Origin of the sequence: Edaphobacter flagellatus, assembly GCF_025264665.1 — a bacterium.
Lineage (GTDB): Bacteria > Acidobacteriota > Terriglobia > Terriglobales > Acidobacteriaceae > Edaphobacter > Edaphobacter flagellatus.
On record NZ_CP073697.1, the window covers coordinates 3,429,046 to 3,452,341 of the forward strand.

The window sequence follows — 23,296 nt, forward strand, 5'->3', positions numbered from 1 at the left end:
TCGCTTCTTGTCTCCACTTCAATTGACTGTCAGAGAGGTGTATCGATGGCCGGAGTTGAACAGGTTCGTCTGCGGCAGGCCAAGCAGGGAAGCAAAGCGTGGAAGCATTGGGGGCCTTATCTCAGCGAGCGGCAGTGGGGAACCGTGCGCGAAGACTATTCTCCGAACGGTGACGCCTGGAACTACTTCACGCATGACCAGGCGCGCTCCAAAGCCTACAAATGGGGAGAGGATGGCATCGCCGGCATCTCGGACGATCATCAACACCTGTGCTTTGCTCTGGCGATGTGGAATGGCGTAGATCCGATCCTGAAGGAACGGTTGTTCGGCCTGACGAACTCTGAGGGCAATCACGGCGAGGACGTGAAAGAGTATTACTTCTACCTCGATTCCACTCCAACGCACTCCTACATGAAGTATCTCTACAAGTATCCGCAGGCCGCGTTTCCTTATGACGAGTTAGTGGAGGCAAATGCGAACCGGACCAAGTTCGAGCATGAATACGAGCTGATCGATACAGGCGTATTCGATAAAGACAAGTACTTCGACGTGTTTGTCGAGTATGCGAAGGCGGATGCTGACGACATGCTGGTTCGAATCACGGTTGCGAACCGTGGAGCAGAGGATGCTTCGATCCATCTGCTGCCTTCGCTTTGGTTCCGCAATACATGGTGGCAGAGCAAGAGCGAGAAGAAGCCAGAGGTTCGCGCCGGTGGTTCAAACTCAATCATTGCGACGCACGAGAGACTTGGCAGCTACTCTTTTTACGCGCCGGATGCGCAGGAAATTTTATTTACCAATAACGAGTCGAACGAGAAGCGGTTGAGTGGTACGGAAAATTCTGTGCCGTTCGTCAAGGATGCGTTTCATGAATATGTGATCCACGGTAACAAGAACGCTATAAATCCAGCGCAGACAGGGACGAAGGCTGCAGCGCACTACGTGTTGAAGGTAAAGGCGCAGGGTGAAGCGGTGATCCGGTTGCGGTTGACCAGCGATACGAAACTTGCGGGCATTGGCTCTGTTGCGGAGTTCGATCGGATCTTTGCGGAACGCATTCAGGAAGCGGATGAATTTTATAGAGCTGTTTGTCCGGCGCGATGCAAGCCGGAAGACCAGAACATTATCCGGCAGGCGCTTGCTGGCATGTTGTGGAGCAAGCAGTTCTACTATTTCGATCTCGACCTTTGGCTAAGAGAGCACGGTTACAATCCGACCGGCGCGGGCCGGAAGCAGACGATGCGGAATGCGCCGTGGTTCCACATGCTGAATGCAGACGTGATCTCGATGCCCGACAAGTGGGAGTATCCGTGGTATGCCGCGTGGGACCTGGCGTTTCATACGGTTGCGCTGGCGATGGTGGATATCGAGTGTGCCAAGCAACAGCTGGAGCTAATGATCAGCGAGACGTATCTGCATCCGAACGGGCAGCTTCCGGCGTATGAGTGGAATTTCGGCGATGTGAATCCTCCGGTTCACGCGTGGGCTGTGCTGTATGTCTACATGACGGAGAAGAGTCTGTATGGTGCTGGCGATCTCGACTTCCTCAGAAGCTGTTCTCGCAAGTTGTTGTTGAACTTTACGTGGTGGGTGAATCGTAAAGATCGTTCCGGCCGCAACATTTTTGAGGGCGGCTTTCTTGGACTGGACAACATTGGCGTCTTCGATCGCAGCGCTCCGCTGCCAGATGGTGGATATCTGGAGCAGGCGGACGGAACGGCGTGGATGGCGATGTTTGCGCAGAGCATGTTGAGCATCTCGCTGGAGCTCGCAATCCATGATGAGAGTTACGAAGATGTTGCGGTGAAGTTTCTCGAACACTTTCTGTGGATCGCTGGAGCGATGGATCCGCAGGGCGATAGCGATCACGAGTTGTGGGACGAGCAGGACGGGTTTTTCTACGACGTGTTGTACGCGCCGGATGGGAGCGGCCGCAGGCTGCGGTTGAAGTCGATGGTCGGGCTGCTGCCGTTGGCGGCTGTGTCGATTATTCCTCCGGAGCTGGCGAAGAAGTATCCGCGGCTTCGCGAGCGGGCACGAAACTTCTTCGAGCGCAGGCCGGAGCTGGCGGCGAACCTGCACGATCCGGATGTTCCCGGAGAGCAGGGACGTTATATGCTTTCGGTTCTCAACCGGGACAACCTGAAGCGTGTTCTGTCGCGGATGCTGGATGAGACGCAGTTCCTGAGCGAGTACGGAATCCGCTCGATCTCGCGCGAGCATTTAGGAAATCCGTATGTCTTCGATCTGGATGGAACGAAATACACGGTGCAATATGAGCCAGCGGAGTCGACGACCGGTTTGTTTGGCGGCAACTCGAACTGGCGCGGCCCGATATGGATGCCGGTGAATGCGTTGCTGGTAAAGTCGCTTCTGCAGCTTTATCAGTACTACGGAGACTCCTTCAAGATGGAGTGTCCGGTTGGTTCAGGCGTTGAGATGAACCTGTTTGAGATTGCACAGGAGATCGGCAATCGGCTGGCAAAGATCTTTCGCGTCGGCAAGGACGGGCAGAGGCCGGTGTATGGAGAGACGGAGAAGTTTCAGACCGATCCGCATTGGAAGGACCTAATTCTGTTTTATGAGTACTTCCACGGCGATAACGGCGCCGGAATCGGTGCGAGCCATCAGACGGGATGGACGGGAGTGATTGCCCGGTTTATCCATCTGTTCGACACGGTGAGTGCAGCCGACGTGCTGGACGAAGGCAACAGCTCGTTACTGGCATCGAGGCTGGAACCTGCACGCGAAGTAATTGAATGATCTGGATGCTGCCCCTACCCCCCGGGGGGTAGGATGTAAGCCATTTATTTTCAGGCCTATGCATGTTTTCAACAGCTCAAAATATTGAATTCAGGCGAGTTAACCCTAAAAATATTGATTCTAAAAGAGAAAGGCCCTGCTTCTTGCAGCAGGGCCTTTCTTGAAGTCTTTATTTAGTTTAACAAGCCGAGATCAACTAATCGGCACTTTTTATGAAGTTTATTTCCTTTGAAATGTGTGAGTTGTGATTTGGGTGGGCTTGACAGATTTTCTTGGGGCTCGCAGGCACAACCGCAGAGCTGATTTTCTATATGTCGATTCCAATGAAGCATCTGGTTCAGTGGGTTTAAAGACTTAGTTGGCGGGCCGGTCTTTCCGTGTGACGGTCATTGGAGCTCTTTCTTTCATAAGATCTGTTTCTTCAGGCTCCATGGTTCGTATAGGCAAACCCGCAGATTCTTCGACTGCATTGCGCAAACGTGCGTTAAACGCCGCACAGGATGATACTTCTGTCCAGAAGCGAACGCGTACTCAGAACCGGGGATCCGTGCCCGGTTTCCGGACGCCGATACCAAGGCGCAACTGAAATTCAAATACGCCTGTAGAATAGTGCGAAACGCAGCAATTTCAGGGTGGTCGAGACCGTATTTGTAACGGTAAGTGGTGAATTTCGCCTTTAGTATCGGGCCAACTTTTGGGGAGATTCGGGATGACGACGGGAAGTTTTGATGGTCTGAGGGTTTTGTCGCTTGAGTCGAGGCGCTCAAACGAAATGGCGAAGCTGATTCGCACGTATGGGGGTGAGCCTTTTGTTGTGCCTGCAATGCGTGAGGTGCCGCTGGAGTCGAACCGGCAGGCGATGGAGTTTGTGGATGCGCTGATTGCGGGGAAGTTTGACCTGGTGGTGTTTCTGACGGGGGTCGGTGTCCGGGCGCTGGTGGAGATTGCGGATAAGGCCGGACGGCGTGAGGAATCGGTAGGTGCGCTGAAGAAGGTAAAGGTTGCGGCGCGTGGGCCGAAGCCGGTGGCGGCGCTGAAGGAACTGAGTGTGCCGGTGGCTGTGGTGGCTCCCGAGCCGAATACGTGGCGCGAGATGGTGGATGCGCTGGATGCGGGGTTTGGCGATTCGCTGGCAGGTTTTCACGTGGCCGTGCAGGAGTATGGCGTACCGAATCCAGAACTGCTGGAGGCTTTGACGCGGCGATGTCTTGAGGTTGTGCGAGTCCCTGTCTATCGCTGGGCGATGCCAGAGGACGTGCAGCCGCTGCGCGAGGCGGTGCTGGGTGTGATGGGCGGCAACGTCGATGTGGTGTTGTTTACAGCGGCGGCGCAGGTGATTCATCTGTTTCAGGTGGCTGCGGAGATGGGGTCGGTCGATGAGTTGCGAGCGGGGCTACGGTCGCTGGTGGTGGTTTCGATTGGCCCGACGACGACGGAGGAGCTGACGCAGCACGGTGTGACGCCGGACTTCGAGCCGTCGCATCCGAAGATGGGTTTTCTGGTGAATGAGGCAGCGCAGAAGGCTCCTGCGCTGGTTGCCGAGAAGCGGAGTGGAGCAGCAAGAAGCATGAGTGCGAGGCAGGCGGGACTGAGAGAGATGGTGCAGCCCGCCAAGAAGGAGGCACCAGCGATGGCAAGTGCGAATACGGCAATTGCTCCAATCGATTTTTTGCACGAGATTACGAGCCGCATTGCGGCGGCGGACTCGTTTCATGCGGTGCTTGGGCGGATTGTGGACTTTGTTTCGACGGTGGTTCCGTGCGACTCGTGCTTTGTTTATGTGCTGGAGGGCGACAAGCTGGTATTGCGCGCATCGAAGAATCCGCACGCCGATGTGGTCGATCATCTGGGCATCAAGTTGGGGCAGGGCATTACGGGATGGGTGGCGGAACATCGTGAGCCGGTGGCGCTGGCATCGAATGCGTCGGACGATCCGCGATTCAAGCTGTTCAAGAACCTGCCGGAGGATCGCTTTGAGGCGTTGCTTTCGACGCCGATTATGTGTGCGGGCAGAGTGGTTGGAGTTATCAACCTGCAGCATCGTCACTCCTACCAGCACACGCTGCAGGAGGTACGGCTGCTTTCGACGGTGTGCTACCTGGTGGGCGCGGAGGTGGAGCGTGCGCGGCTGGAGAGCGAGAATGCTCAACTGGCTGGCAGGCTGGAGGCGCGAAAGGCTGTCGAGCGTGCGAAAGGCATTCTGCAACGCGATATGAAGGTGGGTGAAGAAGAGGCGTATCGCATGATGCAGCGGGAGAGCCGCCAGAGGCGGAAGTCGATGCTGGAGATTGCTGAGGCGATTCTGCTGGGCGAAGAGATTCGCAAAGGGCAGGTTGCTGCGGCGAGTGAGCAGAAGGCCGCGCCTGCTTCGGAGGCATGAGCGCGATCGAAAATGTTGTGGGATTGATCGCTACGGTCCGGTTGTTGTGTTTAATGGCTACGTGCTGAAAACTGTTTTCTCTTACTTTGCAAAGAATGGCTCCGGTGTTCGTGCAAGTGTGGCCTGGGCTTTATTGGTTGTCGCTTCGCTTGCCAGTGGTGCGCAGGAGCAACGGCCTGACCTTGTACTGCGTGGCGCGATCACAGAGGCGAATCGCGAGACATATGTTGAGGTGCCGTTTACGGTGCCCGACGGCGTGGTGCGCGTGAGTGTCGAGTTTTCATACACAGAGCATGAGCATCAGACGACGGTGGACCTGGGGCTCTTCGATGGTGAAAGGTTCAGAGGCTGGAGTGGAGGCAACAAGAACGCTTTCACGATATCGGAGACGGATGCGACACCTTCGTATCTGCCGGGGCCGGTAAGGCCGGGTGTGTGGAAGCTGATTCTGGGGGTTCCGAGTGTGGGGAAGGGTGTGCGCTCGGAGTATGTGTCGAAGGTTTTCTTTGGGCGGGCGGGGCAGGTGGCTGGGGTCTCGACGTTTGAGTCTGCTCCGGTGCGCGAGGGAGCGGGATGGTATCGCGGCGACCTGCACATGCATGATGCGCACAGCGATGGATCGTGTATGAGCCAGGCGGGGAAGAAGGTTCCTTGTCCGCTTTACAAGACGGTTGAGGCGGCGGTCGCGCGTGGGCTGGACTTTATTGCGATTACGGACCACAACACGATCTCGCACTTTGATGCGGAGCGTGAGCTGGCTCCTTACTTTGACAAGCTGCTGTTTATTTCGGGACGCGAGATCACGACGTTTCAGGGGCATGCGAATGTCTACGGCACGACGGAGTTTATTGATTTTCGGCTGACGAGCAAGTATGTGCCGACGTTTTCGAGTCTGCTCGATCAGGTGGAGAAAAAGAATGCATTGATTTCGATCAATCATCCGGGGCTGCCGACGGGCAGTGAGTGCATGGGGTGCGGATGGTCGGTGAAGGATACGGATTTCAGCCGTGTGCATGTGATTGAGGCCATCAATGGCGACAATGCCGATGGGCCATTGGCAGGAGTTTCATTCTGGCAGAAGCGCTTGAATGAAGGGCATCGCGTGACGGCGATTGGGGGAAGCGACAATCATAATGCGACGTATCCGCCGGATCATGAGGCAGCGATCGGTAGGCCGACGACGGTGGTCTATGCCGAGAATCTTTCAGAGAAGGCAATATTGGATGGGATTCGCGCAGGGCACGTGTTTGTGGATGCGCAGGGATCGCGTGATCGGGCCATTACGTTTACTGCGGAGACTGGTGGAAAGACAGCCATGATGGGGGATGCGTTAAACGCTCCGGCAGGGGCGCATATCCATCTTGTGTTGACTGCGGAGCATCTTGACGGCGCGCATGTGGAACTGGTGCGTGATGGCGAGCTGACGGCATTTGGCGGTAGGCCTGTGCTGGATGGAGAGCAGGCGATGCGGGAGGCGGAGGTCGTCTCGGATGGTAAACGTCACTGGCTGCGGGTGAATGTGCGAGCGCAGGATGGCGGTCTGCTGATCCTTGGGAATGCTGTCTATGTGAACTTCTAAGGAATGGATCTGCATCGTTTGAGGCAGCCGGATTCGAACCAGCCCCAGCAGGACGATTAGTTTAGCTCGCGTTTAGAAGGCATGGGACAAACTTTGCCCTTTGTTGGCCGGGCAGAGTTATTTTTACAAATTTATGTAACCTGTGTAACTTGTTTATTGCGGTTACATCAAATATCCAGAGCGTCATCAACGAGGCTTCTACCGTCCTACAAAGGAGTGTTTATGAACAGGAGAGTATTTGTTGCGTCTGGAATTGGCTCGATAGCTGCGATGACCCATCAGGCTCACGCAAAACCAGCAATCAAGGAGGCGCTACGGCCGATACCGGAGGTTTCGGTGCATAGAATTTCAGCAGACGGAGTAGACATCTTTTATCGAGAAGCAGGTCCAGTCGATGCACCCGTCCTGCTATTACTGCATGGCTTCCCAACCTCATCCTTTCAGTACCGTGAACTGATGCCGTTGCTGGCCGACCGCTATCGCGTCATTGCTCCCGATCTTCCGGGCTTTGGCTTCACGGAGATACCAGCCGAAAGAAATTACAAATACTCTTTCGAAGCAATCGCGCATACGATTCAAGCATTCACAGAAGCGCTCCATTTGGATCAATATGCTCTGTATATATTCGACTATGGCGCTCCAACCGGACTTCGCATGGCCCTGCAACATCCGGAACGAATCACGGCCATCGTGACTCAGAATGGAAACGCGTATGAGCAGGGCTTAGGGGCTGCGTGGGCTCCGATTCGTACATATTGGGCCGAACCGACGCAGGCAAACAGAGATGCGCTTCGGCCATTCTTATCTCCGGACAGTCTCAAGGCTCAGTATCTTGACGGGGTTCCGCATCCGGAGCAGGTCAAGCCGGAAGGTTACACGCTGGATGCAGCCTTGATTGCGCGCCCCGGAAATCTCGATATCCAGCTGGATTTGTTTCTCGATTATGCCAACAACGTGAAGCTCTATCCTGAGTTTCAGCGCTACTTTCGAACGACGAAACCTCCGATACTAGCCGTTTGGGGAAAGAATGACCCATTCTTTATCCCCGCAGGCGCAGAGGCTTACAAGATCGATACTCCCAACGCTTCAGTTCAGTTCGTCGATACAGGCCATTTTGCCCTTGAAACACACGTACGTGAAATCGCCGCTGCAACCAGGGCCTTTCTCGCTTCTCACAAGACGCGATAGCCAACACACTCAAGCCAGTACTTACAGCTCTCAAAAGTATGCCGGACAATCGGCACTTTTGAGAGCGCATCAGTGGCCGCGCTGTGTCGGAAGTTTTCCACTACACCAATCGAGCTTCGAGATCCCGTATCCCGTTACGAGCCTGTCGCCTTTCGCGCACGGTAGGCCTGAACCTTTTGCCGATTGCCGCATGTGGACATACTGCACCACCGTCGCCGGTGTGCTTTGGTGATATCCAGAAACCAGAGAATGCAACTCTCATCTTCGCACTGTCGCACCAGATCGAAGTCTGTATCAACCAGCAGATGAGCGGCCGACTCTGCAACCTGAGCCAGAAGCTCTATCTCATCTCTCGCGATGATGTTGGTGTGAAAAGCAAGTGGCTGCCCTCTCTGTTGCACCAGAGCTACATGATGGTGCAGTTGGCTGAGGAAGCGATTCAGCACTTCGATGCGAATCGGTTTTCGCTGTTTCCGATCTTTGATCGCGGTCCTGACTGCTTCCCGCAACTCCCGCGCTGCCGCGAGCAATCTCCCGGCCTTCAACGGACGCTCTGTTCGGGAGGCAAAGCCTGCCTGATGCAACCATGCCAGGACATCCTCATCGTTCTGGAAGCGATCTGTTTCAACCCCGTCCTCGATAACCACGGTATTCAGGAAGTCGAGTGCCGGATGATCGGCAATCATGAAATAACTCTGCATTGGGCCTTCTATAGGTAACCTCTAATAGAGTTTTATCAGGGTTACACGAAGGATATAGGGTTACCTTGTCTGATTTCGATGGGCTAAGTGATGAAGATGAAGATAATTGGTCGGGGCGATTGGATTCGAACCAACGACCCCCTGCTCCCGAAGCAGGTGCGCTACCAGGCTGCGCTACGCCCCGACTCTATGTGATTGATGCGGAAAGGGGAAGCGACCGTGTGGCTCAGGGTGCGCAGTATGAGATTCGGGTCTCACACGGGCTCTCCTGCTGGAGCGCTGTTTCCGACTGGTTTAGTTTAGCAGATAAAGTTGCTGGCCGGTGGGATGGGTTCTATACTTTTAGGAGTATGGTTTTTGCCGCTCAGCGCATGTGTTGTTGTTGCCGGATGCTCCCGTGTCCGTGTGTGCGCTGTTGCTGTTAGTTGAGCCGGCTGCCATCTCTTCCTTCTCCATTACTTTCAAATCCATATTTTGAAGTCTGCGTTGGATCGCAGGTCTTCGTGAGGTCGAACTCCATGACTCCCGCCGTTGCCGTCGAATCGGAGACTCTTCTACAGCCAGAGAGGCTGAACCATCTGCAGGCCCTTGAGGCCGAGAGCATTGCGATTTTGCGTGAGGCGGTTGCCGAGTTTGCGCGGCCGGTGATGCTGTATTCGATCGGCAAGGACTCGAGCGTGATGCTGCGGTTGGCGCAGAAGGCGTTCTATCCCGGCAAGATTCCGTTCCCTCTGCTGCATGTGGATACGAGCTATAAGTTTCCTGAGATGATCTCGTTTCGCGATGCGTATGCGAAGGAGATCGGCGCAGAGCTGATTGTGCATCGCAACGAGGAGGCGATTGCGGCAGGTGCAAATCCGTACACGCTAGGGACGCAGAACTGCTGCGGACTGCTGAAGACGCGCAGTCTGCTGGATGGGCTTGCCGAGGGTGGATTCGATGCAGCGTTTGGCGGAGCCCGGCGCGATGAGGAGAAGAGCCGCGCGAAGGAGCGCGTGTACAGCTTCCGCGATGGGGCTGGGCAATGGGACCCGAAGAACCAGCGTCCTGAGCTGTGGAGCATGTACAACTCGCGGTTGAGGAAGGGCGAGAGCATACGGGTGTTTCCGCTGTCGAACTGGACGGAGCTGGATATCTGGCTCTATCTGTATGCCGAAAAGATCCCGATTGTGCCGCTGTATTTTGCGAAGGAGCGTCCGCTTATTGTGCGTGGAGGACAGAGGACGCTGTACTACGACGGCATGAAGCTGCTGCCGGGCGAAGAGGTGCGGATGGAGAAAGTGCGGATGCGTTCGCTGGGCTGCCTGCCGTGTACGGGCGCGATTGAGAGCGAGGCAGACACGTTGCCGAAGATTATCGAGGAGCTTCTGACGTTTCGCAGGAGCGAGCGCGAGAACCGGGCCATCGATCATGACGAAGAAGGATCGATGGAAGTGAAGAAGCGGGAGGGCTACTTCTAAATGGCTACGGATGTTCTGACGCCTGATCGTGGATTTGAAGAGTTTCTGGATGCGCATCTGGGCCAGGAACTGCTGCGGTTTACTACGGCTGGAAGCGTGGACGACGGCAAGAGCACGCTGATTGGACGTTTGCTGCATGACACCAAGAGTGTGTACGAGGACCAGCTTGCTGCGGTGAAGAAGAGCCGCGTGAACCGCGCTGCGAATGGCCATGTCGATTTCTCGCTGCTTACCGATGGATTGAAGGCGGAGCGTGAGCAGGGAATCACGATCGATGTAGCGTATCGCTATTTTTCGACTTCGCGGCGCAAGTTCATCATTGCCGATACACCTGGCCACGAGCAGTACACGCGCAATATGGCGACGGGTGCTTCGACTGCCGATGTGGCCGTGGTGCTGATCGACGCGAAGGCCTATCTGCGCGAGGGCAAGCTTTTGCCACAGTCGCGCAGGCATACGTACATCGCGTCGTTGCTGGGGATTCCGCATGTTGTTGCTGCGGTCAACAAGATGGATCTTGTGGACTACTCGCAGGAGACGTTTGCGGCGATCCGCAGTGAGTTTGTCGCGTTTGCCGCGAAGCTGGGATTGAAGAGCGTGACTGCGATTCCGTTAAGCGCACTGGAGGGAGACAACGTTGTTGCGCCCAGCGCACGAATGACCTGGTACGACGGCCCGACGTTGCTTGAGTTTCTTGAGACGGTGCCGCTGCGCGTGGAGGAATCGTGTGGGCCGTTGCGTTTCCCCGTGCAGTTGGTGCTGCGTCCGGATGCAAGCTTTCGCGGGTTTGCGGGACAGGTTGCACGCGGAGTTTTGCGTGCCGGTGAGCGGGTGAAGGCGCTGCCCTCGGGCCGCGAGACAACGGTCAAGCGAATTGTTACGTGGGATGGCGATCTGCAATCGGCAGCGTATCCGCAAAGTGTAACGGTCGAGCTTGAGGACGAGATCGATCTGAGCCGTGGTGAGATGCTGATTGCTGCCGACAGCCGTGATGCAGATGCGCCCCATGCTTCACGACATCTGAAGGCAATGGTGGTGTGGATGCATGAGGAGCCGCTTGTCGTTGGGCGGACATACATCGCCAAGCAGACGACGCGTACGGTGCGCGCGACGGTAAAGTCGATTCGCTATCGCGTCGATGTCGGCACGCTGGACCACCATGCAGCGCAACAGCTTGCGATGAACGAGATCGCCGAGATGGAGCTGGATACGAATCTGCCGCTGTTTTTCGATGCGTATGCGGAGAGCAGGACGACGGGCTCGCTGATTCTGATCGACGGCGTTACAAATGCGACGGTTGGCGCAGCAATGATCGTCGATGCAGCGTCTGGCGCTGCTGACGGTGATTTGCGAACTGCCCTGATCGTCGTACCTGGACGCGCAGAGCTTGCTGAGCAGTTGCGTGAAGCATTGGAGATCCGACTGCAGCGGGTTGTGGTGATCGACGACGCACTGATCCCAGACGATGCGCTGGTGCCGGTCGTGCGCGCGCTTCAGTTGGCAGGGGTGACGGCGATCACGGCACGTACGCTTCCTGCGGAGGCGCTGGCGACTCTGGTCCGCTCGGTCGAAGGCTTTGCCGATGGAAATGTTGTGCTTGGCGAAGGGTTGAGCGAGGACGAGGTTCTCAGGCAGGTGGGGGTGAAGCAATGAGCGTGGTGGATACGACCATCGATTATGAAGCTTTGACGGCCGAGGAGCTTGTTGCCGATATCGTGCGTGAGGCTACGCCCGGGTCTGTGTGCGTGACTTCGAGTTTTCAGACAGAGGACATGGTCGTACTGCATATGCTCCGCCGCCATCTACCGGATGTGCCGGTCATCTTTCTGGAGACGGGATACCACTTTCCTGAGGTGATTGCGTATCGCGATCGCATGGCTGCCGCGTGGGGACTGAATCTGGTGAATGCTCTGCCGACGACGACAGTGAAAGAGTTTGAGGGACAGTTCGGCATTCTGCACATCGTGCAGCCGACGGCTTGCTGCCAGGCACGCAAGGTGGAGCCGCTGATGCGTTCGCTGGAGCCGTACGATTTGTGGTTTACAGGGCTGCGGCGCGAGCAGTCGCCGACACGCGCCGGCTTGAAGAAGGTTGAGGGGCACAAGACTCCCACGGGCAAGCAGATGAAGAAGATCAGTGTGCTGGCAGACTGGGACTGGGCGCGCGTGAAGGCATATGCCGAGCGTGAAGGCATTCCTGAGCTTGAGCTGTATGCGCGTGGTTACACGAGCGTCGGGTGCGAGCCGTGCACGTCGATTCCCGAGGCTGGAGCGGATGCGCGCAGTGGACGCTGGGGCGGCAAGAAGCTCGAGTGCGGCATTCATACCTTTTCAGAGAAAAATTAGTCTAAAAAGCAGAGCATTTGGCAGGCAATCTACGCAGGGACTAAGCTCATCACATGATGGAGCAACGCCGCATCGTCGAGCTATGGGAGCGTGGAGAAGCGCGCGTGCTGGTGACGGTGGTGCGCGTTGAGGGCTCCAGCTATCGCCGTCCTGGAGCCAGGCTGCTGTTGGGCGATGCAGGTGAATATGCCGGGACGATCAGCGGAGGTTGCCTTGAAGCTGAGGTGACGCGCAAGGCCGCATGGAAGGTTCGGGATGGCGCGGTTGTCGAACGCTACTCAACGATGTTCGACGACACGGCTGAAGTTCCTTATGGATTAGGGTGCGGCGGTGTTGTGGATTTACTGCTCGAGCCTGTACAAACGGCTGAGTGCGCAGCTCTGCTTCATGCGCAACAACGAGCGCTGCACGCTGATGAGCGTTCTACGGTAGTGACCTGGCTTCCGGGCGAGTCAAAGACGCTTCGCCGAGTCGTGTTGAACGCGGCAGGAGAGATTGTTTTTGCGAGCGCTGATCTGAATGAGAAGAAGCTTGCATGCGCACGGGGTCTTTTGCCAGGCAGTGAATATGAAGGCCGGTTCGTCGAGGAGATTCGCGGGCCACAACGGTTGTTTGTGTTCGGGGCAGGCGATGATGCAAAGCCACTCGTTTCGATGGCTGCGATGATGGGCTGGAGCGTGACAGCCGCCGATGGCCGTCAGCATCTCGCTCGCAGAGAGCGTTTTGTAGAGGCAGCGCGCGTCGTGCAGATCGATCCAAATGACATATCGGTATTGCAGATTTGCGCGGAAGATGCGGTGGTGGTGATGACGCATAGCTATGAACAGGATCGTGCTCTGCTGCGAGACCTGTTGCCGTTGGCTCCGCGCTACCTGGGTTTGCTTGGAGCAAGGCATCGCAGTTCGTTGCTGGTGAGTGAGGCTGCTGTGTTGGCTGGGCTTACGGTGCAGGACTGTTGCGAAAGGATATGGGCTCCTGTCGGGCTGGATCTTGGCGGCGATGGTCCTGAAGCCGTTGCACTGGCTGTAGTGGCTGAGGTGCAAGCCGTATGTATGGGCAAGCTTGGTGCATCGCAGCGCTTATCGGTTGAGGACGTGATGAGACATGTGCGCGAGGGCGGAGTCTCGCGCTATTTGCAGACGCATTGTCCGGCGGATCTGGTGCAGTGAGGATCGCGGCGGTTGTGTTAGCGGCGGGTGCATCGCGTCGATTAGGCGAACTGAAACAGCTTGTGCGGTTGAACGGAGAAACTCTGCTGGATCGCGTTGTGCGTATCTGCGGAGAGGCCGGGTGTGCTCCGATTGTGGTTGTGCTGGGAGCTTCTGCCGATGTCGTGCGGGAGCAATGTGCATTGCAGGGCGCAACCGCTGTTGTGAACTGCAACTGGACTGAAGGTATGGGCTCGTCAGTGCGCGCTGGTGTTGAAGCGTTGTCGAGCGATGTTGCTGGATGCGTGATTGTGACCTGCGATATGGCTCAGGTGACTGCTGCGCATTTGCAGGAGCTGTTGCGTACAGGTGAGTTATCCGCGTCGGAGTACGCGGGTCGCCGTGGAGTGCCTGCCTATTTTCCAGCAGCGATGTTTTCGGAGCTGATGCAGCTGCATGGCGATGCAGGAGCGCGAACCTTGCTGAAGGATGCCCGGGCCGTGCTTCTTCCAGATGGTGAGATCGATGTGGATACTCCCGATGATCTGCGTCGTGTCCGCGAGTTGTTTTCCTAGCGGCTTTGGTGCTTGCTGGAAGTCTTCTTGTGGGCAGTTTTCTTTCCTTTGTGCGCTGTCTTTTTCTTCTTGTGCGATGTAGTTGAGACAGGGCCAGGATTCATGACCGTGATGAGCTTCGTGCCGATCGGCGAGCCGAGGCCAGTGCAGGCGTCCCAGCCCGGGCCGGCGCTGAAGGCTCCGTTGTTGGTTGTAAGAATGTCGCGGAATGCAGATTTCGCCTTGGCTGAATAGATTGCTGGATTGATAAAGCCTGCTGAGACTGCATTCTGCTGATTCGCCAACGCGATCAAGCCAGCCCATAGCGGCGCGACGGCGCTGGTTCCTCCGATCACGAGGTTCTGGCCGTCGACGCGAACGTTGTAGCCGGTTGCGGGATCGGCATCGCCGGCAACGTCGGGAACACCGCGTCCGCCTGTGCTGGTGGTTGGCTTCGGAACGTTGGCGTTTGTCTGCCATGTGGGAAGAGGGAAGATGTCGGAGACACCGCCGCCGGTCGCTCCTCCCTGCGGTTGATCGTTCCATACCGTTTCGGAGGTGATAGTCGAACCGGAGCTTTGCAGGTTGGTGCCGCCGCAGGCCAGCACGTGCGGGCTGGAGGCTGGAAAATCGACGTGGTTTTTCCCATCGGTCACACCATCGGAAGAGCCATTATCGCCTGCTGCCACCGTGATCGTGATGCCAAGCGCTGCTGCAGACTGGCATGCAGAGTCGAACGCTGACATCGCCTGTGCGGTCCAGTTCGCCTCGGCAGATCCCCAGGAGATGGAGATGACACTGGGCTTATAGGTCGTGTCGTGGATGGCTTGTGCGAGAGCATCGATGAAGCCCTGATCGGTGTTGGGGGCGAAGTAGACGACTATGCGCGCTCGCACTGCGATAGCAGCGGCAACCTCAATGTCGAGCATGACCTCACCGTCGGCGCTGTTCGCGTTGGAGGGCGAGTTCTTCGCGCCGGAGACGGAGACGGCGATGACTTTTGGTGTCGTCTGTCCGAGCGATTTGAAGTAGGCAGTGAGGTCGGTCTGGCGGAATCCGCCGCCTAACTCGATGATGCCGATGGTCTGGTTGGCAGCGGTAGCTCCAGATGGAAAGTTATAGAGCTGCGCGATCTGAACAGGAGTGTAGGAGGGGCCTCCTGCTGCATGAGGCCGCGCAAAGCCCGAGCCTTGCGCGAGCCCGGCAATATCGGATGATTTCTGTCCGGCGATACGAAACTTTGGCGAGGCCTGCGGTCGGTTATCCAGGCCAAGAACGGCAACGACGTATCCTTCGAGTTGTTCGGGAAGATGAATGCATCCTTCGCGTACCCGATAGGTGATGCCTTCGAGATGCCTGTGCTCGAGGGAGACGCCGAAGGCGCGCTGCATCCTGGCGATGGTCCCACTCAGCTTAATGGTTCTTCTGCCAGGAGCGGGAGTGCCAGGCTGGATTTTGAGGCCAAACTCTTTCGCGAAGGTGCGGACAAGCTTGACGGCCACCGGATCTGCAGCGTGGTTGGCGCGGAACTGCGCTCGCGTCAGCCTGAGCTTGCCTGTCGTATGTGCGATGCTGAGAGGCTTTTTGCGGCGCACAATGACCGATACCGTAATGCGCGACGAAGACGGAGCAGGCTTTTCGTGGATTGCCAGAGCGAGAGGCGCCTTTTCGCTGCCGGGCAGAATGATGCGTGGCTGCTCCATCATGGGCTTCAGGATTGCGGAATTTTTTCTGGCCGGCATAAAGACCTCTTTCATCAGGGGAGTCTTTGAAAAAAGGCTGACCGGAACCCAAATTGGATTCGCGGAACACAATCATAAGCCACTACGATCACAGGAGCGAAAATATGGTTGGATTGCGCTGTCATGTCGTATGCCGGATGTCGTATCCTTTCACTTTCAGGATTGGAAATTATTTTTTGAATGGAAAATACCTCGGGACAAATCGTCAGGACCGTAGACGCTCATCATCATCTCTGGCGTTATACAGCAGCAGAGTACGGCTGGATCGACGACTCGATGCGTATTTTGCAGAGAGATTTTCTTGCTGACGATCTGGTTGCCGAGATGAAAGCCGCTGACATCGACGGCGCAGTGGCGGTCCAGGCGAGGCAGACGGTGGACGAGACGCGCTGGCTGCTCGAGCAGGCAGCGAACTGCGATGCGATCTGTGGTGTTGTGGGCTGGGCTCCGCTCGCGGAGAAGAATCTTGTTGCCGTGCTCGATGCGTTCGCGGACAAGCCGAAGTTGCGTGGGCTGCGCCATATCGTGCAGGGGGAGCCGGACGAGAACTTCATTCTGCGACCGGACTTCAATGATGGAGTAAAGCGGTTGCGCCAGTATGGGCTGGTCTATGATGTGCTGATCTATGAACGCCAGTTGCCGCAGGCGATCGAGTTTGTCGATCGTCATCCTGAGCAGGCATTTGTGTTGGATCACATTGCCAAGCCGCGGATACGTGAGGGCATTGTCGAGCCGTGGGCCGAGCGGATGCGGGAGATGGGCAGGCGCGAGCATGTCTGGTGCAAGGTTTCCGGGCTGGTGACGGAGGCGGATTGGTCGGCATGGACACTGCATTCGCTCAGGCCGTATCTCGATGTTGTGGTTGAGGCTTTTGGTCCGCAGAGACTAATGGCTGGCTCCGACTGGCCAGTATGCCTCGTGGCATCGGGGTATAAGAGATGGTTTGATGTTCTGAAAGAATATTTCGCGGAGTACAGCGTGGCAGAGCGGGAGGCGATCTTCGGAGGAACGGCGAAGAGCGTCTACGGTCTTCGATGAAGCGATGATGTAGCAGGGCATGTAAGATTTCGAGCAACGTCTTTCGAGACGCGCCGATGAGAACCCAGTCCGTACCCAGGAGAAACAATGCAGATCTCAACGCCAGTCAGTTCGAAGAGCACCGCCGAGGTGAAGGGCGGCAAACATCCTGTGTTCCCTGTAGGGCACATGGTGCCGTTTGTGCTGGTGACGGCGTTGTTCTTCCTGTGGGGCATGTCGAATAATCTGACGGACATTCTGGTGCAGCAGTTCCGCAAGTCGCTGGAGTTGTCGCAGTTTTCGGCGCAGCTGGTGCAGACGGCGAACTTTTTCGGCTACTTCTGTATGGCGATTCCTGCCGGTCTGCTGATGCGGCGCTGGGGTTACAAGGCCGGCATGGTGACGGGACTATTGCTCTTCGGATCGGGCATGCTGCTCTTTCTGCCGGCGGCGTTGCGCGATGCGTATGGAATTTTTCTGGTCGCACTATTCACGGTGGGCTGCGGCGCGTCGATTCTGGAGACGGCAGCGAATCCGTTTATTGCACAGTTTGGCGATCCGGTGACGTCGGAGCAGCGGCTGAACTTCTCGCAGGCTTTCAACCCTCCGGGAACGGTGACGGGTGTACTGATCGGGACGTACTTCATCTTTTCGGGTCACGAGCCGGGCGCTGCAGAGATCGAGCAGATGAAGCAGCTTGGGACGTACAAAGCGTATCTGCATAGCGAAGTGATGCGCGTCGTTCCGACGTATATGGTTTTCGGCGCGGTGGTGTTGTTCTTTGCGCTGCTGCTGATGCGGACAAAGTTTCCCGTGATCCAGGTGGAGCATGAGGGGGCGGGTGAGGATCATGGAAACTTCGGCGATCTGCTGCGCATGCCTTCGATCTGGATTGCGGTGGCGGCGAATTTCTGCAACGTGGGTGCGCAGATTTCGTCGTGGAGCAGTTTGATTCCTTACATGAAGCAGTACACGCCGGTGAGCGAGCGGACCGCGGCGCACTATCTGACGGCGGTGCTGGTGGTGATGCTGTTCGGACGGTTTATTTCGACTCCGCTGATGCGCTATATCCGGCCGAGTCTAATGCTGGGAGTGTATGGCGTTCTCAACACAATCATGATGCTGGTCGTGGTGACGAAGCCGGGCATGGTTGGAGCCTGGGCGATTGTGGTGAGCGGATTTTTTATCTCGATCATGTTTCCGACGATCTTTGCGCTTGGCCTGAAGGGGCTGGGGTGCAATACAAAGCTGGGTGGTTCGCTGCTGGTGATGGCGATTGTCGGCGGCGCGATCTTTCCTCCGATTCAGGGACTGATTGCGCGGCAGACGGGAAGCCTGGCGCTTGGATATGTCGTTCCGGCGATCGGTTTTGCCGGGGTTGCAATTTATGGGTTCTATCAGTCGACCCAGAGGACCCTGCTGTCTGGCCCGGCGTACTGAGTCTCTCCGCCTTTACGGGACGAAGCGGAGGTAGACGAGGTAACAGAGGACGGCTCCCACGGCGGCGAGGATGAGGCCGGAGGTTCTTCGTTTGTAGACGAAGAAGAGAAGCAGGAGTCCGGTGAGGGAGACGAGGGTGAGAAGGATGGCGGAGGCGTCAATAAGGCCGGACCAGACTTTGCCGGCGTCGCGTCCTTTGTGCAGATCGTTGATGACGGCGACGAAGCCGTTGCGGACTTCGATGATGTCGTAACGGTTGGTGTCGCGGTCGATGAGAGCGTCGGCGGAGTAGCCGGGGGCTTTGAAGGAGATGGAGATCTGGTTGTCGTCGACGCGGAAGTCGGAGACGGCGCCGTGGAGTTTGGCGGCGGAGCGGAGCTGTTCGACGATGGCGAGCTTGTCGGGGTCGGCGTTGTTGGGTTTGCGGAGCCAGTCGTGGGGCATCTGGCCGGTGGAGCGCGTGGTCTTTTCGGCGTTGCCGAACCACTCGGTGTGGTTGAGGGTGAGTCCGGTGAAGGCGAAGAAGAGGATGATGGCAAAGGAGACCATCGAGAGATAGATATGCAGCCAGCGGGCTACGACGGCCGTCTTGCGACGCAGATGGGCGCGGAAGGTGGGGACGGGCTTTTTCTCGACGGTCTGGGTTTGCGTTGGCATGGTTTAGAAATGCAGTCCTTCACTTCACTCGGGTTGACACTTTATGGATAGCTTCTGGAAATCTTCTCCGTTGGGTCAAGGGTTGCGGTTGTTCGAGCATCGCGAAATGCAGTGGCTCCTCGGCTTCGCTCGGAATGACACCTCAATGGCGGTTGACTCTGCTCGCGCTCCTTGTTGATTGCTAGTTGTGTCTACCGTAGTCGAGGGCGGCGCTGGAGACTTCGGTGTTGCCAGCGGGAGTGAATTTTGCGGCGGTCTTGCCGTCGAAGTTGATCTCCTGCTTGATGAGGCCGTAGGTTCCGTGTTCGCGGGCGGCTTCGATGAAGACGGTGTATTTGCCGGGTTTGACGGTCTTGCCGCTGTTGTCCTTGCCGTCCCAGCGTAGCGTGTATTTGCCCGGTGAGCGGGTGGCGGAGGAGATGGTGGTGGAGAGGTCGGTGCCTTCGGCGAGGTTGCGGACCTGGTCGGCACGGTACCAGGACTTGAGGTCGGGCAGCCAGCGCGGCTTGTGGAACCAGAGAGCGAGAGTGCGGATGGGGTAGTGGTCGGCGTCTTCGACCCAGACGGCGACGTAGGGGCGCCGGTAGCGAGGGTCGTCGATGCGCGCGAGCTCGAAGTCGATGAGCAGGTCCATCGGTGCGGCGGGGGGCTTGGCGTAGGCAGCGGATTGGATGCGGGGCAGCTCACGCGAGGACCAGTTGCGGCTGGCGATGGTGCGTCCGTCGCTGAGGACAAGCATGTAGTCGACATTGTGGAGCGAGGCGGCGAGGCGGCTGCTCTCTTCGGGAGTCATGACGGAGAAGGCTGTGGCGAGCGCGCCTGCGGTGGCGGGATCGGCGGCGATGACGGTAGAGGAGATGACGGATTCGGCAGGCTGCGCGGTGCGCGGGTCGATGATGTGCGAGTAGTGCGTGCCGTGGATGTCAAAGCCGCGGCGGTAGTCGCCGCTGGTGGCGATGGTGCGGTTGGAGAGGCGCAGGAGGTCGATGGGGGGATCGTTTTCGGCGGCGGCACGCGGGTTGGCGATGGCAACCCGCTCGGTGATGGCCCCGCGAAGGACGATGTCGCCGCCGATGTTGATGAGGACGCCAGTGGCTCCTGCGGCGAGTGCGGCGTTGGCAGCGCGGCCGGAGATGTAGCTTTTGACGAAGGAGTTGAGCGCGAGCGGCGCATCGTCGAGATGCGTTGCCGTGTGATGGACGGGGTCGAGGGACCAGTGCGGGTGCTGCATGGTGTCGACGGCGCGGTCGAGCTCGGCCTGGGTGGGCGTGCGATTTTCGACAGCGGCGAGCTTCCAGGCGCGGGTGGCGGCTTCGGCGGAGGCGTCGAGTGCGCCGGAGGTCTGCTGACGCCAGTGATCGAAGAGCGCGAGGACATCGTAGAGCTCGGAGGAGACATGGACGGGCGTGTTGTGGGTGCGGCTCCAGCGGGAGAACTCGCTGCTGGAGGACCAGCTGCTGAGGATGCGGTTGTCGCGGTCGATTTCGTGGAGGACGGCGGCCTCGGCTTTGGCGGCCTGTGCGGGAGTGGAGGTCTTGAGCTTAAGCTCCATTGAGGTGCCGAGGATGTTTTCGTGATGGAAGACGCGGACCTGCGAGGGCGACTGTGCGGAGGCAGAGAGTGCCAGCGAAAGAGCAAATGTGAGCGCTATCGAGGGCAAATGCGCGGCGGTGAGCTTCAGATTGTTCATTTAAGGGCGCGGTCCTTGTGGGGTTGTGTTGCCTTCGGGGCGGCGTGGCTGCTGCGGCGGCAGAGAAGCGAAGTAGACGGTGAGCTCGTCTTCGGTGAGGAAGCCGTCGTGGTTGGTGTCGATGGCGTCGAACTGCTGCTGCATGCGGTCAGGGGCCTCGGGTTTGGCGATCTTGGCGTCCTTGTTGGTGTCCCACTCGTCGAGCATGTGTTTGGCCCGGTCAGAGGGCGTCATCTGTCGTGGACGGATTTCTTCGGGCGAAAGTTCACCGTCGCCGTTTTTATCGAGAGCTTTTAATGCAGCTGGAGCGTTGGCGATCTCGTCGGAGGTGAGGATGCCGTCGTGGTTGGCGTCGATGGCGTTGAGGACAGGGTCGTTGCGGGTGGCGTCGCCGGTGTGCTGGACGCGTCCGCTGGGGCCGGTCTGCGAGGCAGCGGAAGCGCGGATTTCTTCGGGAGTGAGCTTGCCATCGTGGTTGGTGTCGATGCGTGCGAAGAGACCCTGGAGACGCTGAGGGAGCTCGTCCTGGGTGAGAACGCCGTCGCCGTTGCGGTCGAAGGCCATGAGACGCTGGACCGTCTCGTCGGGCTTGTTGGAGGTGGGATCGTTCTGGCTGGCGAGGTACTCGAGGGAGTCGAGCTGGCCGTCACCGTTTTTATCGAGAGTTTTTAGTGCGGCGGGGGCGTTGGCGATCTCGTCGGCGGAGAGTTTGCCGTCGTGGTTGGTGTCGATGGCGAGGACGACGGGACGCGGAGGAGGAGTGCCCTGCGCGAGGGCGTAGGGTGCGAGGAACAGAGAGAGGAGCAAGGGTTTGCGGTACATGGTCCTGGCCTGCACTGAAATAGGGACTGAATAAGTCCTCTTTCTTTATAGGACAGATTTGGTCGTATATCAAGTGGGCTCTGGTGGCTTGTACACGAAATGCGGAGGTTCCTCGGCTCTGTGCTTCGCACTTCGCTCGGAATGACACGATTGACCGAAGGACGGCTCTACTCTATTTGGTTGCTGTCAGGCGGAAGACTCTTGAGGCGTGCGAATCGAGGGTGAAGTTGATCTCGTCAGGCGATGTGGGGACGCCCTGGTTGGTGACGAGGTCGGTGAGCTTGGGTGGGTGGGTGGCGAAGTTGGTGTCGCGAAGGGCGTCCAGCTCGCGCCAGTCGAATTTGATGGCGGCAGATTCAGAGCCGAGGTTGAAGAGGGCGAGGGTGAAGGAGCCGTCGCGGTTTTTGGTGAACCAGGCCTGCTGCTGCTTGTTGCGGAGCTGCTGGATGTCGAGCGGAGAGGCGGGGACTCCGGCCTGGTTGATGGCGATGAGATTTTTGTTGGTGATGATGGCGAGGTCGGCTGGGTCCATGTGGGTGAGGTCGGTGCCGAGGTAGAGCGGAGCGCAGGAGATGGACCAGAGCGTGAACATGGTCTGGCGCTCGGCGGGAGTGATCCCGTCTTTGTCTCCGTTGCCGATCTCGAGGGAGTCGAGGTCATTCCAGCCGCCGGGTTTCGCGTAGGTGATCCAGGGGCGGAGGTCGGCGAAACGCTCGGAGACTTTGGACCAGATGGTGAGGTTGCCCTTGATGGCTGGATCGGTGGAGCGGCCGCAGGGGTAGCACTCGACGTCGTTTTCGATGCGCCAGCCGTTGGAGGTGGCCTGCCAGAGTGGGGCCTGGTCGATGGACATCCAGTTGGAGAGCTCAAGCCAGATGGGGCGGTGGGTGGCGAGGATGGCGGCGTGCCAGACGCGGAGCTCTTCACGGTTGTCGGCGGGAAGGTTGCCGCCGCCGGGGCCGACGAAGTCGAGCTTGATGAAGTCGACCTTCCAGCGGGCGAACTGGCGAAGCATGGAGAAGATGTAAGCGCGGGCGGCGGGTTTGGTGAAGTCGATCTTGTAGGCACCCTTGTGGGTGCTGCCGGGGAGCGTCGTGATGGTGATGTCTTTGATGTGTGCGGTGGTGCCTTCGATGACGGGGTTGGCGTCGTAGAGCTTGGGGTCGATGCCGGGGTTCATGTAGACGCCGAAGAGCAGACCTTTGCTGTGGAGGTACTGGCCGAAGCCGTCCATGCCCGAGGGGAACTTGGTGAGGTTGGTCTTGGGGACGCCGTGCTCATCCCAGCCGTCTGTCCATCCTGCGTCGAGGTTGATGTAGCGGTAGCCGTAGTCTGGGAGTTTAGCGGCGAAGAGTGCGTCGACCTGGGCCTTGACGGTTTCTTCGGAGACTTTACTGCGCAGGAAGGACCAGCTGCTCCAGCCCATGTAGGGGCGCTCGGCGAGCTTGGGCTGCGATTTGGTTTGCGCGGAAGCAGAGAGAGACGCAAGGAGGACGACGGCCAGGAGGGAACGCATGCGTGGAATGATAGCGGCTTTTGGATATGAAAGAGAAGATGGATGGGTAAAAATGTTTTGGGGTGATGGCTTCAGGGGGCTGAAGCCGTGCCTTTAAGTAAAGCGTTTCGCGCCTTTGTGCGAACGATTCCGCCCATGCGATGAAACTGCATGAATGGGGCACTGCAGCTTGCGACGATTTAACCGCAGGTCCTTCGACTTCTCTTCGAGGTGACATGATGTGGCTGGGATGCGAAATGCGGGGGTTCCTCGACTTCGCGACTGCGTCGCTCGGAATGACACGGTGGGGGATTA

17 protein-coding genes and 1 tRNA gene are annotated in these 23,296 nt (G+C 57.8%); 11 read left to right on the top strand and 7 right to left on the bottom strand.

All coding sequences use genetic code 11. The features are described from left to right. The first annotated feature begins 45 nt into the window (after positions 1 to 45). The 4 genes from KFE13_RS14305 to KFE13_RS14320 all read left to right on the top strand — a co-directional run bounded on the left by KFE13_RS14305 (position 46) and on the right by KFE13_RS14320 (position 7,910). A complete protein-coding gene (locus KFE13_RS14305; RefSeq protein WP_260703779.1) occupies positions 46 to 2,763 on the top strand; it encodes an MGH1-like glycoside hydrolase domain-containing protein in 2,718 nt (905 codons plus the stop codon). A 772-nt stretch (positions 2,764 to 3,535) separates the two neighbouring features. Then, complete coding sequence (locus KFE13_RS14310) at positions 3,536 to 5,143, top strand: uroporphyrinogen-III synthase (protein WP_260703780.1); 1,608 nt, start codon at positions 3,536 to 3,538, stop codon at positions 5,141 to 5,143. Positions 5,144 to 5,204: 61 nt separating this feature from the next. Further along, entirely contained in the window at positions 5,205 to 6,722 is a 1,518-nt protein-coding gene (locus KFE13_RS14315) for a CehA/McbA family metallohydrolase (RefSeq protein WP_260703781.1), read from the top strand. A gap of 81 nt (positions 6,723 to 6,803) precedes the next feature. Further along, positions 6,804 to 7,910 (top strand): alpha/beta fold hydrolase, encoded by a 1,107-nt coding sequence (locus KFE13_RS14320; protein ID WP_260703782.1) that lies wholly within the window; start codon positions 6,804 to 6,806, stop codon positions 7,908 to 7,910. Positions 7,911 to 8,044: 134 nt separating this feature from the next. Here KFE13_RS14320 and KFE13_RS14325 read toward each other — a convergent pair whose 3' ends face one another. Next, entirely contained in the window at positions 8,045 to 8,611 is a 567-nt protein-coding gene (locus KFE13_RS14325) for a CGNR zinc finger domain-containing protein (protein ID WP_313900650.1), read from the bottom strand. Between the two features lie 107 nt (positions 8,612 to 8,718). Beyond that, a tRNA-Pro gene (locus KFE13_RS14330) sits at positions 8,719 to 8,795 on the bottom strand. 334 nt (positions 8,796 to 9,129) lie between these two features. Between KFE13_RS14330 and cysD the strand changes: the two genes are divergently transcribed. From cysD to KFE13_RS14355, 5 genes are read left to right on the top strand one after another with little or no spacing between them, the layout of a single operon-like run. After that, positions 9,130 to 10,071 carry a sulfate adenylyltransferase subunit CysD gene (cysD, locus tag KFE13_RS14335; protein ID WP_260706968.1) on the top strand — a complete coding sequence of 314 codons (942 nt, stop codon included), beginning with the start codon at positions 9,130 to 9,132 and terminating at the stop codon, positions 10,069 to 10,071. Further along, entirely contained in the window at positions 10,072 to 11,724 is a 1,653-nt protein-coding gene (cysN, locus tag KFE13_RS14340) for a sulfate adenylyltransferase subunit CysN (RefSeq protein WP_260703783.1), read from the top strand. Next, positions 11,721 to 12,416, top strand: a complete 696-nt coding sequence (locus tag KFE13_RS14345; protein WP_260703784.1) for a phosphoadenylyl-sulfate reductase — start codon at positions 11,721 to 11,723, stop codon at positions 12,414 to 12,416. The genes cysN and KFE13_RS14345 overlap by 4 nt, the downstream gene beginning before the upstream one ends. Before the next feature lie 53 nt (positions 12,417 to 12,469). After that, positions 12,470 to 13,585, top strand: coding sequence for an XdhC family protein (locus tag KFE13_RS14350; RefSeq protein WP_260703785.1), 1,116 nt, complete (start codon positions 12,470 to 12,472; stop codon positions 13,583 to 13,585). Further along, positions 13,582 to 14,139 (top strand): nucleotidyltransferase family protein, encoded by a 558-nt coding sequence (locus KFE13_RS14355; protein ID WP_260703786.1) that lies wholly within the window; start codon positions 13,582 to 13,584, stop codon positions 14,137 to 14,139. The genes KFE13_RS14350 and KFE13_RS14355 overlap by 4 nt, the downstream gene beginning before the upstream one ends. On the opposite strand, the gene KFE13_RS14360 is transcribed toward KFE13_RS14355, so the two are convergent. Continuing rightward, positions 14,136 to 15,860 carry a S53 family peptidase gene (locus KFE13_RS14360; RefSeq protein ID WP_260703787.1) on the bottom strand — a complete coding sequence of 575 codons (1,725 nt, stop codon included), beginning with the start codon at positions 15,858 to 15,860 and terminating at the stop codon, positions 14,136 to 14,138. The two genes, KFE13_RS14355 and KFE13_RS14360, sit on opposite strands and share 4 nt — an antisense overlap. Positions 15,861 to 16,040: 180 nt before the next feature. Between KFE13_RS14360 and KFE13_RS14365 the strand changes: the two genes are divergently transcribed. Beyond that, positions 16,041 to 16,898, top strand: a complete 858-nt coding sequence (locus KFE13_RS14365; protein WP_260703788.1) for an amidohydrolase family protein — start codon at positions 16,041 to 16,043, stop codon at positions 16,896 to 16,898. Positions 16,899 to 16,985: 87 nt separating this feature from the next. Further along, entirely contained in the window at positions 16,986 to 18,317 is a 1,332-nt protein-coding gene (fucP, locus tag KFE13_RS14370) for an L-fucose:H+ symporter permease (RefSeq protein ID WP_260703789.1), read from the top strand. 12 nt (positions 18,318 to 18,329) lie between these two features. Here the strand turns inward: fucP and KFE13_RS14375 are convergent, their stop codons facing one another. From KFE13_RS14375 to KFE13_RS14390, 4 genes are all read right to left on the bottom strand, one after another. Continuing rightward, positions 18,330 to 18,974: a PepSY-associated TM helix domain-containing protein gene (locus tag KFE13_RS14375; protein ID WP_260703790.1), complete on the bottom strand. Its 645-nt coding sequence runs from the start codon at positions 18,972 to 18,974 to the stop codon at positions 18,330 to 18,332. Positions 18,975 to 19,155: 181 nt separating this feature from the next. After that, entirely contained in the window at positions 19,156 to 20,664 is a 1,509-nt protein-coding gene (locus KFE13_RS14380; RefSeq protein ID WP_260703791.1) for a DUF2271 domain-containing protein, read from the bottom strand. After that, positions 20,665 to 21,486 (bottom strand): CREC-EF hand family protein, encoded by an 822-nt coding sequence (locus tag KFE13_RS14385; RefSeq protein WP_260703792.1) that lies wholly within the window; start codon positions 21,484 to 21,486, stop codon positions 20,665 to 20,667. Between the two features lie 172 nt (positions 21,487 to 21,658). Further along, positions 21,659 to 23,002 (bottom strand): glycoside hydrolase family 27 protein, encoded by a 1,344-nt coding sequence (locus KFE13_RS14390; protein WP_260703793.1) that lies wholly within the window; start codon positions 23,000 to 23,002, stop codon positions 21,659 to 21,661. Positions 23,003 to 23,296 lie beyond the last annotated feature (294 nt).